Source organism: Streptococcus suis YS56, assembly GCF_000440115.1.
Taxonomy (GTDB): domain Bacteria; phylum Bacillota; class Bacilli; order Lactobacillales; family Streptococcaceae; genus Streptococcus; species Streptococcus suis_L.
In genome coordinates, this window is record NZ_ALMY01000063.1 from 1 (window position 1) to 11,984 (window position 11,984).

The window sequence follows — 11,984 nt, forward strand, 5'->3', positions numbered from 1 at the left end:
GACGTCTGATTTTGATTTTCGAAGAGTATGAATGTCTCTGAGAGGAAAATCCATCCCACGAAACAATAGAATTTCTTCAGACGAGCCAAATTCTCCTGATTATAGTAGCGATAACCATTTTCAGCCACAAATGCTGGTTTGAGCAAACCAATCTGGTCATAGTGGTGCAAGGTCCTCACCGTCAATCCTGTCAACCGACTGACCTGCTTAACTGTCCAATTTTCGTTCATAGAAATCTCCTCTCTATGCCCAGTATAAGAGATAACGTAAGGTGAGAGTCAAGGGAAATACTACATTTTCTTCAACCGATTATCCACAATAGCAATCTTATTTTCCTGACACCATTCCAGTACAAGTTCTTTGTAACATTGTGTCTCAAAGGCATACCATTCTTCCAAACAGTCACATCTCTCTAACTCATTCTTAAAACGTCTAAAAGCACCGCGCCCTCGAATAGCTCGAGATAGACGGCCAGACAAGTCTCCATCAGTCAAATCAGAAATATAGAGTTCCATAAATGTGTAAGGGTTGAAGTCATAATAAATCGGTAGACCTACAAACCTTCCAGCAACATCCTCCTCAATCTCCTCTTCTAAACCTTCACGGGATTCAAATCTAAAGTCCTCAACAGACAAGTAGACTAATTCGTCTAGGTGACTATCATAATAATACCTGTCATCTTGATTCAGCATCTGCAATGCATCGACCACATCTTGAAACCAAATTGCCATATCCTACCACCTCACTGCATCTAATTCCTCTATCATGGCTTTGCGTCGCGGATACTGGACTTTCCACGAGGTGCGAAGGCTGGCACTCACCATTTTTCCATCAGGTAAACCTGCAATTTTTACTAAATACTCTGCTAACTGACGATAGCGGCTTCGACTACTAGCCACCTCCATCTGCTGACTGACAGCTTGGGCGTAGGCATCTCGTAATTGCTCAGGCTGTTTCTCTGATAAGTAGTCCTCGAATCGGTCCAAATTTTCTAAGAACCAGTAACTTGCTCTAATGCGGTCCAATAATTCCTGCGGTCGGTCTGCCAATTGTAACAACTTCAACTGCTGTGACTGGAAACGACGATCCTCCAGCAAATCATCTAAGTAGCTCTGCCATTCTTCCCTAGAAACATAGTCCCGTAACTCCTCTATCAGCTCCAAGTCAGTATCACCAGCTGAAAAAATCATCTCCAGGAGTTCTTCTCTCACCTTGTCATCCCGCCCTTGAGAACGATAGATGTCCCGTAGCTGCTGGCTGTAATCCGACACCAATCCTCTATACTGGGCATCCAAGCACTTACTTTCCTGTAAGAGACGAACTGCTCGGTCAAGCTGCTGATTTGCTACAGCCTGAGCAATGGCCAGTTTACGAAGCTCTGCAACCTCCCAATGATTAGCCTGGAAGGTCAGCAAGTCTGCCTCACTAGAGCCCAACTGAACCAACAACCTGTAACAGAGCATGGCAAATCGATCACGACGGAATTTCCATGACCAAGAGGACTTGTCTCCTTCTTCTATCACCTGCAAGACCGCTTGAAAATAGGTCAATTTCTGCTCAAGGAAGGTTTCTTCTTGAAACTCCATTTCCACAAATTCCATGAGAAGATCCTCTGCAACCTCATAGCCACTTAGCTGTCCTAAGCACCAGTCTAGTAATTCTTGGGCAATCTTATCCGGAGCTACAGTCAATAAATGCTGCCAGTAGCCAGCAAGGCTATAAAGTAGACTACCAGTCGTTCCATTGGAATCATCCAACTCTTGTTGGCAAATCTGATGATAGAAGGCATCTGATACAGCCAAGAAACTCTCATACTCACACCTATCTAGCAAGGGCTGGAGATACTGATGCATGGCCTTTTCCACGGCCCGTTCGTAATCCCTAGTCTGCCTATACTCGATATAACCCGTACGCCTGTCCTCAAAAGGAAGCCCCAGGTCTCTGATTTCCTTTTTCACATTTTCCACTTGCTGAGAAGTTAACTGGGCAGAGAAACGCAGCTGAATTCGATTAGCCAGTTCCCTATCTTCTTGAGCCAATTCAAGAATAAAATCCCGTAGTTGCTCAACTGTCAATTTATCCAGGAGCTGGGCAAGTGACTGTCCCTTCCCCTCAACAGCTGGCTGACCCTCCAACTCAGAAATGGCAAACAAGACTGCAGCCATGTGCTTGCAGTGGTTCATCTCCTGAGCATAGGGACACTCACACCACATACTGACCAGCTGATCATGCTCCAAGTCAATCTCCACCTCATAGACTTGACTACCAATGACATGTGCAGAGTAGCCCTCACCCACCTCTTGAAGCCCTTGAACAGCGTCATCTAAAAACAAACTGTAGCCCCTATCTACGATGTGAGGCTTAAAATAGTCCATCCAATTTTTCATGATTTATATCCTTTGATTTTGTTACTTAAATTATACAAAAAAAATAGGAAGGTTTTCAAGTCAACTGCAAAAACTTCCTATTTTCTCTTTCTTCATCTCACTCCACCCTCACCGGCACTCGCCCGTAGGTCTGCTCTGCTATTGCGTTAGCGCCCAACCGATAGACGCTATCTGCCTGCTGGGTCAGGCTGTCCCAGGGCTCTTTGCCGATCCGCGTCACCAAGCCCACTCGCTCCTTGATGGTCTTGAGATAGGCCTGGCCTCGAGCCGAAAAGCCTAGGATATGGACCGCTTCTGGCAAGGGAGTTTCCACCGCATTGACCAAGATGTAGGTCAGCACCCGCCGCACCCGCGCCTTGGTGTAGCGCTTGGTCGCAACAGCATCCACTAACTCCTCCACGGTCGCTGCGCTCCCAATGGCAGAGCGGATACGACTGGCTAGTTCTTCGTTGACCTGAAAGACCTGACTGAGATCTCGGTGGGTCGCAACCTGGTAGCGGAGCAGGGGAAAATAATTTCTCCAGCTTACCTTGGTCGCCTCTTCAAAGAGACTGGCAGACGGTAAAAAGTCACGCACCAAGTCCAGCTGGTCAGCACCCTTTCGGATAGCCGTCGCCGAGGCGTAGGTCGTTTCCACCTCTTCCGAATGAAAACCAGCCCCCTGCCGCTGAACTGGTCCGAGCTGAATGCCTGTCCCAGCCACCGCCTTAGCGTAAGCCAAGCCCAGAATATGATTGGGTGTATCACCTGTGAAGGTCAGCCCAGCAAACTCCTGCCACATGGCCTGGGTCTTCTGTGGATAAGAGAGATTGTCTGGCAAGTTTTTCACAAAATTTTCCATCTCTTCCGACTTATCCACATAAATATCCGCAATTTTCTGGTAATCCAGCATTTCTTCCGTACCGAAAACCAGTTTTTCCACACCTAGCCTGTGTAAAATGCTGATTGCTCCCTTGGCAAAATGGTCAGCCGACTGGACCGACACCAAAAAGGGCATCTCGACAACAAGATCTGCCCCATGTTCCAAAGCCATCTGAGCCCGTGTCCACTTATCCACAATGGCTGGCTCACCCCGTTGCATAAAATTGCCAGACATAACCACTATTTTCAAGCCTTTCGCCTGTTCCAGCAGGTATTTATGCCCCGTGTGAAAGGGATTGTATTCTGCAATAATCCCTGAAATCATGCCTTGACCGCCTTGAAAAACCACCGCTGGCTAGTTTCTGTCGGAGCTTGATCTTCAAAGTCCGCAAAGACTTCCACAGATGTAAAACCAGCTTGTTTCAAACATTCCACATAGGTTTCAATCGGATAGGTCCGCTCTTCATGAACTTCATCCCGACGAATAAACCGCTCCTCATCTTTGACAAAGAAGGTCAATTCGTGAACAATGGAATGCTCATGCTCACCTTCATAGGTGTCCCAGACAAAGGCAAAATCCTCGTAGTTTTCATGGTAGCTATAGCCTGCAAACACTTCCTCCATTTGATAGATGGAGTGAACGTCAAAAAGGAAAGTACCACCTTGATTGAGAACAGAGTGAACCTCTTCAAAGACCCGCAAAACGGCTTCTTGGTCTGCCATATAGCACAGACTGTCCGAGTAACAGGTCACCGCATCGAAATCTCCAACACCTTCCAGAGCCATCATATCTGCTTGGGCTAGTTCCATCATGACCCCAGCAGCTTCTGCTTTTTTCTGGGCCAATTCCAACATTTCATAGGACAGGTCAAGCCCTGTCACCTCATAACCCTTTTGAGCAAAACGCACAGCCTGAATCCCTGTCCCACAGGCCAATTCTAAAATTGTCTTGGTATCTTGTGGCAAGTTCCGCAAGCTAAAATCTGTCCATTTATCATACAAGCTGTCATCCATGATTTCATCATAGACCGCCGCAAAGGTTTCATAAGTTGCCATACTTCTTCCTTTCGTAAAAAGGGAGCAGGAAAGAACTCTTGGATTCAAAAGAGTTCGTATTCCTGCCCCCGCACAGTTGATTAGGTCAGATTTGGAGTGGGAAGCACGAACAAAGCTGCCAATCAACCACTGCGCTGAGATGTTGACTCAAGTTTCGAATAGTGCACCCAAATCAAAATCTGTTTTCATATTTATTCAAGAAGTCTATCACTTCTAATCACATAATAGTGAACTCATTTTGGTCACTTTCGAGTTTTAGGGTGACCAGCTGAAACAGTTCCCCGAACTGTTTCACTACTCCTCTTCTAAAAGTTCTGCGACTTCCAGGAAGCTGCCTTCGTGCCATAATTTTTCAAGGTTGTAGAGGTCACGCATTTCTTCTGAGAAGATATGAACGACTACGCCTCCAAGGTCCAAAAGGACCCAGCCGCCGTTACTATCGCCTTCTACACGGCTACCCTTGATCCCAACTTCCGCTACCTTTTCACGGATGCTTTCCGCAATAGCCTCCAACTGGCGACTGTTCATGGAACTGGCAATCACAAAGTAGTCTGTCAGGCTGGTCACGCCTTGAACATCAATTACAACAAGGTCCTCAGCTCGCTTGTCATCAGCAGCCTGGACCACAACTTTTACTAAATCTAGTTCTTTCATCTTATCCTCTAATTATATTTTCTAATGTATCCACCTGGGCAAAATTCCATGACCAGATGTTTTGGTAGTGGTCAATCAAGTCCTTGGCATCCAATTTTCCTGAATAACCTGTTGTCGTTCCGCCCTGAATCACTGCTACCTTGTAGCCTAGTTCAAAGGCTACTTTAATCGTCGTGTCAATGCAAAAATTTGTCGCCATTCCCATGATGATGAGCTGCTCAATTCCCTTTTCCTGCAAATAAGCATGAAGCCCTGTTTCCTTGAAGGCGCTATTGAAGGTCTTATCGAAAATCTTCTCACTAGCTAAGGGGGCAACAGTTGAGTGAATCTCCCAGTCAGCAGTCCCCTTGACCAATTCCTCGTCATTTTGAAGGACATAGATAATCTCTATACCCGCTTGACGAGCTTTTGTGATGCTATCTTGCCAGAGGGCTAATCGCTCTTCAATGGCATAAGGTTTTTCCTCCACTAGGAGGTTTTGAATGTCAATGACTAACAATGCAGATTTCAAAACTTGACCCCAGGCGTTTCCAAACGGAACACCAATTCCCTTTCTTCTTCAAGATCTAAGACAAATCCATTTTTCTCCAAGAGTCTTGCCATCTTTTGGTTGCCCTTGACATAGGCGACAATCAAATGATTACAGACAGGGTGAGCTCTTGCTTGATCAATCACGACTTCCAAAGCAGCCTGACCATAGCCTTTCCTCTGAAATTCTTGACCAATCATAAACCGCCAGAGCATATATTGCTGGATGTCCTCATCAATGTCAATCAGGGCGAAGCCAACAACCTGCTCATCTGCCCAGATGGCATAAGGAAAGACATCACCATTCATTCTGTATAGCCAGGCATCCGCCAAGGAACGCACGTTGGGAGCCACGAAGCCCTTATCTGCCTCGGCTACTGTCAAGTCCAAGACAGCTTGATAGGAGCTTTCATCCACAGGTTTTAATGCAATCATTCCTACTCCTTCAACAAAGCAACATATCCATTATAAGTTTCCAAGGTTTGTGGATAAATGGGAACCCCCTTCTTGGCCAAGTAGGAAATGGTTTGGGCAGTTTCATAGGCTACTGCCTTGTCCAAGGACTCTTTTGCGATACGACGCGCCTCGTCCACCCCAGGAAAATCCCTGTTTGGCTCAATATAATCCGCCACATAGAGAACCTTGTCCAGCAAGGTCATCTGCCCAGCACCAATGGTGTGTCGTTGAATAGCTTGGAAGATTTCTCGGTCTTCCAAACCAAAATCTTCTGCAATTTTATAGGCGCCAACCACACCGTGCCAGATGTTATTATCCCAGTTAAGCAGGTCCCTATCCAAATTATACTTGGCAATCAAGTCCAGAAAGACTTGGTCTTCCGCTTCCTTGGCATAATCATGCAAGAGTGCTGCCAGACTGGCTTTTTTCGGATCACAGCCGTATTGGTCTGCCAAGGCAAGCGCCGCCTGCTCCACACCCAAGACATGTTGGAAGCGCGCTGGCTTCATGGCTACACGGATTTTCTCCAAAAGAGCCTGACGGTCAAATGTCAAATCTGCTGCAATCATTGGTAAAGTCCCTTTTCTTCAATGTAGTCTAGAACTTCATGAGGCACCATAAAATTCGGTACCCGTCCTTGCTTGATAAAACTCCGCACCATACTGGAGGAAATGTCCATCAAGGGTACATCTACCCAGATAACAGGATAGGACGTCCCTGCCTTGTAACGAGGGCGCTGGACACCAACAAACTGCACCAACTGGACCAATTCATCTATCCTGTGCCATTTTGGAAGGTAGTCTACCATATCCGCACCGATGATAAAATAATAATCCGTATCAGGATTTTTTTCCTTCAGCAATTTCATGGTGTCGTAGGTATAGCTGACACCACGGCGTTCCAGTTCAATGGTTTCAATCCCCAAGCCGTCAATACCTGCAATAGCCATCTTGAGCATGGAATAGCGATGGTATTCGTCAATGGTTTCTTTTTTATCCACATGAGGGGGAATGAATTCTGGCATAAGCAAGACTTGATCCAGCTTCAACTGTTGACGGACCTGGTCTGCTACAATCAAATGAGCATTGTGGACAGGATTGAAATTCCCTCCCAGAATCCCCACTTGTTTGCGATTGGTTTCTTTCTTTTCAACCTCTAATTCAACCTTGGTAAAGGGTGTTAAGAGTTCAATAGCCATAGGCTCTCCTTCTTAGATTTCTTTGACCTGTTTGGAAATTTTACGGTTCTCTTTCTTGCTAGATTGTTTGAATAAAATCAAAATACGACCGATTTTTTGGACCGTATCCACACCGATTTCTTCTTCCAAGATTTCAGCTACTTCGTGGATGTTTTCATCCGTATTTTGTAGCAAGGTCACCTTGATCAATTCACGCGCATCCAAGGCCTGACGAACACTGGTTTTAATCTGGTCATTGAGACCATTTTTCCCAATCTGAATGATGGGTTTGAGACTGTGTGCCTGACTGTTCAAAAAGGCACGTTGTTTTGAAGTTAGCATAATTTATTATACAAAGGGCGTTGTAACAGACTGGGAGTCTGTTACAATCGGGAAATAAAGAAAACAAAGTTTTTCCTTATTGCGCCGATATACTTAGCCCATGTTCAAATCAGAAGACTTGAACTTCCTTTCTCTTTAATTGTAAAAACTGAAATCAAATACCTCTTATACTCAATGAAAATTAAAATCAGACTAGGCGACGCAGATGCAGATAGAACCCTACTACTTTCACGCTTTCAGGTAGCAGGCTGTAAAGCTCCACTGGAGCTTTACACTCATCAAATCAAGTCAACAACGTCTGCTTTTAATTTTCGAAGAGTATTAGATAATTGCCTTGCGGATCACCACATCCACACCCTTAGGTGCCCAGGCAGCAATCTTGGCCTTTTCATTGACACGAATCCAACCAAGTCCTGAGAAGACCACATCCGTCTTTTCGGTGATTGTAAATTCATGGCGGACCAATTCAGGAAATTCTTTCAATTCCTTGCTGGTTGGTGGCACTAAAAGTGAGCCCGCATGTTTCTGGTAAAATTCACTAGCTCCCTGCAGTTTGGTGCGGTGGAGTTGGAGCTCATTGTCAAAGAAGGCCGTAAAGCCTTGGCGTTCACCAGCCACAAAGTCAAATCGTCCCAGACCAGCCAAGAACAAGGTTTGTTCTGGATTGAGCTGGTAGGTCTTTGGCTTGATTTCCTTGCGAGGGCTGATGTACTTGAGGTTTTTAGCCGTCAAATAATGGGCCATCTGGTGACGGTGGATAATTCCTGGCGTGTCATAGATGTATGAACCATCATCCAGAGGAATTTCAATCTTATCCAGCGTCGTTCCAGGGAAACGTGAAGTCGTAATGACATCCTTATCCCCTGTGATTTCTTGGATAATGGCATTGATGAGCGTTGATTTGCCGACGTTGGTTACCCCGACCACATAGACATCCCGACCCTTGCGGTGTTGTTCAATCTTTTCAATCAAGTCCTTGATAGCCTGCTTGTTTTGGGCTGAAGTCAAGACAACATCAACTGGTCGCATGCCGATTTCATGTGCTCGCTCAGTCAACCACTGAGTAACCTTGCCTGTCTTGACAGACTTGGGTAAAATGTCCTGCTTGTTGCCGACCAAAAGCACATCATTTCCAGAAATAAAGCGAGGCAAACCTGGAATGACTGAACCATTGAAATCAAAAATATCAATAACATTAACCACCAAGGCATCGCTTTCTCCTACACTATGGAGGAGTTTCAGGAAATCGTCATCCGAGATATTAACATCTGAAATCTCATTGTAATGGCGCAAACGGAAACAACGTTGGCAGTAGAGTTGCCCTGTTTCCAGACCTTTTTCTAGGGCCGATTGAGGTGTAAAACCAGCGACAGTCTTATCCGTCGTCTGAATCTGGGCACCACAGCCGATACAAAATAATTCTTCCACTTACATCTCCCTCTTGTAATCTATCACCCCATATTTGGCGATAATTTTCTTCATGGTCCGTCGCTCACGCCAACGGTTAATCTGCGTATTGATCGAATCCGTCTGAATCAGAGGTTTGACCAGCACAGACTTAAGCCCAGCTCGCTTAGCAGCCCGAATATCTGTCATCAACTGATCCCCAATCATAACCACCTCATGCGGCTGGACATCAAAGCGTTTTAAAGCACGGTTCATCCCAAAGGTGAAAGGCTTGAGCGCAAAGGCTTCAAATTCAATCCCAAAAGGTGCAACTGCACGTTTAACCCGCTCATATTTGTTGTTGGAAACCACCACAACGGGAATGCCTGCGGCCTGTAAATCCTGTAACCACTGGCGCATCTCTGGCGTACCATCGGGATTATTCCAAGCAATCAAGGTATTATCCAAGTCAACAAACACTACTTTTATGCCATGTTTTTTCAAGCTTTCGACGGTCACGTCATAAGCCTTTTCCAAGGCAAAATCCGGCATGTAATTTTCTAAACTCACTGTCGTCTCCAAAGTTTTTTATCAGACAATTATACCATTTTTCTAGGAAAAAAGCGAATAGATAGCCAAAAGGAAAACACCCGGTGGAGCCGAGTGCCTATTATACGAACCTATTTGCTTTCTAAAATCCAATCCTTAGGAATGAAAATCATATGGGTCAACAGCCAATCAATATCCAGCGAGTATTTTGAAAAGGCAAATCCAATTTCCTCAACACCAGAATCATCCTCATCCATGCCCAAAATCGTCGTCGCATGACCATAATCAGCATGACTGTCATCAAAGAGGCGCCAAATCAGTGCCTTGTAAACCAATTTTTTGGCATCATAGAGCGTATACTCCTCTCGATATTCTGAAAAGGCTAGACAGTCCTTGCCTTTGGGTTCGACACCCTTAAGTTGAGCAATAGCAATCAAGCTATCATAGTTGTGATAACGGAGGGAGCTACTCAAGGATTGAGCCAAACTAACCGCATAATCAATGGCTAAATCACTGATCTCCACAGCCACAGTTCCCAACTGTTCCCGCAATGGATTGAGCAAATTCGCAGCAAAGCGAGCCAACTCTTCACGGATCTCTTGAGGCAAATTCTCTATATCTTCCAGAATAACCTTCCTATCCTGCTCAGAACCCTTGTAGACATTGATGTCTAGCCCCTGCTCACCCAGTTTTTCCAGTTCAGAATCAAAACCTGTTTTCCCTGCTCGAACATATTGAGCGAGAGTTTCATAGTAACCTTCTGGCAAGATGATACGTTCTAAGTTATCAGCTCTTTCAATGATTGTCATAGATTTCTTCCCCCGTATGTTTGATATTCTTATTGTAACAAGGTAAGGGGAAATTGTAAACCTTTTCAACTTTTATTACATATTTACACCAAGTATATGAATACAAGTAATTCATCGCTACCAAAACAAACGGGTTCCATGAACCTGGTCAACTGGCAATTTTTCTAACAAATCAGGTACATTGTCCACCGTCAAGCCACCTCCAATTAAGATTTCAAGCTTGCCTTGGGCATAGGAAACAAGCTCCTGCAACCAATCGACATTGTTCAAGGCAGACCCCGTCAAACTGCCTCTTGTCAAAATCCGTGTCACACCATGAGCTGCCAGCCAATCAAGAGCCTCGAATTGGCGTTCGCGAGGAATTTGGTCAAAAGCCATGTGAAAGACAATCTGACAGTCCTGCGAAACAGCAAACAGTCTTTCCAAGGCTGGTTCGTCCAACCAATTTTCCTCGGTTAACAAACCATAAACCAGACCATCTGACCCCAGTTCTTTGGCAACCTTACAGTCTTCCACCATCATCTCAATCTCTGCCTCATCATAGCAAAAATCTCCACCGCGAGGGCGAATCATGGTCATGACTGTTGCATCCTGCTCATGCGCTAGTTGGCAAACATATTTGATTACAGCATAGCTCGGTGTCGTCCCTCCGACTGCCAAATTATCGCAGAGTTCAATCCGCTGGGCACCCATTGAGATAGCTTTGGCAAGATCTACGTGGTTTTCCGAACAAAATTCTTTTATCATAGGCATCCCTCTTGAAAACTTTTTTCTTAAGTATAACAAAAAAGAGTATATTAACCAATACTCTTCTCTGAAATAATAATATCCTTTAACGAAATAAGAAGAACAGCTCCTAATATCAAGGCCATGCCCAGAAAATCAATCGGATAAAAATGTTCATCGACCAACCATACCGCAAAAAATACTGAGGCAATTGGTTCGATAGAAGCTAAAAGGCTACCATTTACCGGACCAACCATACTAACACCTTTGAGAAAGGCCGTATAGGCAAAGATGGTCCCAACACCGACAATCCCCAGTAAGCCCAAGAGACTACCACCATCAAGCGGTAGATTACCCTGCCAAGTTTGTAAACCAAGCGTAACCACAAAACCGCCCATCAGCATGCCCAGCCCTATCACCACCATACTACCGTATTGACGAATCAATTTTCCAGGTAAAATAATATAGAGTGCATAGGTAAAGGCTGAGAAGATTCCCCAGAACAAACCGATTGGAGTCACTGCCAATTCATCTAATTTGCCATGAGTCGCAATCAAAAATGTTCCTGCTACAGCTAAGATAATCGAAATCACCTCAACCCCTGTCGGTCTTTGCCTGTCCTTCAAGCAGGTATAGGCTAGCACTAAGATGGGGCAGAGGTATTGGAGAACTGTTGCCGTTCCTGCATTTGTATAGTAAATAGCCTGTAAATAGGCCATTTGATTGAGTACCAAACCAAGCATGGCAAAGACAAAAATGCCCAACAAAGCCTGTTTGCTCTTTAAGACCCTAATCAACTGCTCTCTGGCTGTTATATAGGCTAGCCCGAGCAGGAAAACACCGGATACCATCAACCGAAGGGAGGTAATCATATCCACTGATACACCACGTGACATCAAGTACTGCCCACTTACCCCCGAAAGCCCCCAAGCTATCCCTGCAACTAAAGTTATCAAGGTTCCCAATCTTTTTTCTGCCATCCTATCTCCTTTTCACACTGCGAATATTCCTATTATACCAAAAGAGCAGGACACCGTCCCACTCTTTGCTGTC

At 45.1% G+C, this 11,984-nt stretch carries 15 protein-coding genes and 1 pseudogene; all 16 read right to left on the bottom strand.

Features of this window, described 5'->3' with window-relative positions; genetic code table 11:
- Nucleotides 1-230: pseudogene (locus SST62_RS0107215) on the bottom strand (MerR family transcriptional regulator); the annotation flags it as partial.
- A 60-nt stretch (nt 231-290) separates the two neighbouring features.
- Nucleotides 291-731 carry a UPF0158 family protein gene (locus tag SST62_RS0107220; protein WP_029186828.1) on the bottom strand — a complete coding sequence of 147 codons (441 nt, stop codon included), beginning with the start codon at nt 729-731 and terminating at the stop codon, nt 291-293.
- 3 nt (nt 732-734) lie between these two features.
- Nucleotides 735-2,387: an SWIM zinc finger family protein gene (locus SST62_RS0107225; RefSeq protein WP_029186829.1), complete on the bottom strand. Its 1,653-nt coding sequence runs from the start codon at nt 2,385-2,387 to the stop codon at nt 735-737.
- Between the two features lie 97 nt (nt 2,388-2,484).
- A complete protein-coding gene (locus SST62_RS0107230) occupies nt 2,485-3,573 on the bottom strand; it encodes a nucleotidyltransferase (RefSeq protein WP_029186830.1) in 1,089 nt (362 codons plus the stop codon).
- Nucleotides 3,570-4,304, bottom strand: a complete 735-nt coding sequence (locus SST62_RS0107235; protein WP_029186831.1) for a class I SAM-dependent DNA methyltransferase — start codon at nt 4,302-4,304, stop codon at nt 3,570-3,572. Before SST62_RS0107235 ends, SST62_RS0107230 begins: the two co-directional genes overlap by 4 nt.
- 294 nt (nt 4,305-4,598) lie before the next feature.
- Complete coding sequence (gene rsfS / locus SST62_RS0107240) at nt 4,599-4,958, bottom strand: ribosome silencing factor (RefSeq protein WP_029186832.1); 360 nt, start codon at nt 4,956-4,958, stop codon at nt 4,599-4,601.
- A gap of 1 nt (nt 4,959) precedes the next feature.
- On the bottom strand, nt 4,960-5,469 hold the full coding sequence (locus tag SST62_RS0107245; protein WP_029186833.1) for a cysteine hydrolase family protein: 510 nt from the start codon (nt 5,467-5,469) through the stop codon (nt 4,960-4,962).
- Nucleotides 5,466-5,921 carry a GNAT family N-acetyltransferase gene (locus SST62_RS0107250; protein ID WP_029186834.1) on the bottom strand — a complete coding sequence of 152 codons (456 nt, stop codon included), beginning with the start codon at nt 5,919-5,921 and terminating at the stop codon, nt 5,466-5,468. The genes SST62_RS0107245 and SST62_RS0107250 overlap by 4 nt, the downstream gene beginning before the upstream one ends.
- Nucleotides 5,922-5,923: 2 nt before the next feature.
- Nucleotides 5,924-6,511, bottom strand: a complete 588-nt coding sequence (yqeK, locus tag SST62_RS0107255; RefSeq protein ID WP_029186835.1) for a bis(5'-nucleosyl)-tetraphosphatase (symmetrical) YqeK — start codon at nt 6,509-6,511, stop codon at nt 5,924-5,926.
- Nucleotides 6,508-7,140, bottom strand: a complete 633-nt coding sequence (locus SST62_RS0107260; protein ID WP_024395785.1) for a nicotinate-nucleotide adenylyltransferase — start codon at nt 7,138-7,140, stop codon at nt 6,508-6,510. Before SST62_RS0107260 ends, yqeK begins: the two co-directional genes overlap by 4 nt.
- Nucleotides 7,141-7,152: 12 nt before the next feature.
- A complete protein-coding gene (gene yhbY, locus SST62_RS0107265; RefSeq protein WP_024379048.1) occupies nt 7,153-7,464 on the bottom strand; it encodes a ribosome assembly RNA-binding protein YhbY in 312 nt (103 codons plus the stop codon).
- Nucleotides 7,465-7,782: 318 nt separating this feature from the next.
- Nucleotides 7,783-8,889: a ribosome biogenesis GTPase YqeH gene (yqeH, locus tag SST62_RS0107270; protein ID WP_029186836.1), complete on the bottom strand. Its 1,107-nt coding sequence runs from the start codon at nt 8,887-8,889 to the stop codon at nt 7,783-7,785.
- Nucleotides 8,890-9,417 (bottom strand): YqeG family HAD IIIA-type phosphatase, encoded by a 528-nt coding sequence (locus tag SST62_RS0107275; RefSeq protein ID WP_029173975.1) that lies wholly within the window; start codon nt 9,415-9,417, stop codon nt 8,890-8,892.
- Nucleotides 9,418-9,527: 110 nt separating this feature from the next.
- On the bottom strand, nt 9,528-10,205 hold the full coding sequence (locus SST62_RS1000000112310; protein ID WP_029942686.1) for an SEC10/PgrA surface exclusion domain-containing protein: 678 nt from the start codon (nt 10,203-10,205) through the stop codon (nt 9,528-9,530).
- Between the two features lie 117 nt (nt 10,206-10,322).
- Complete coding sequence (locus SST62_RS0107285; protein ID WP_029186838.1) at nt 10,323-10,952, bottom strand: copper homeostasis protein CutC; 630 nt, start codon at nt 10,950-10,952, stop codon at nt 10,323-10,325.
- Between the two features lie 50 nt (nt 10,953-11,002).
- Entirely contained in the window at nt 11,003-11,911 is a 909-nt protein-coding gene (locus tag SST62_RS0107290) for a DMT family transporter (protein ID WP_029186839.1), read from the bottom strand.
- Nucleotides 11,912-11,984 lie beyond the last annotated feature (73 nt).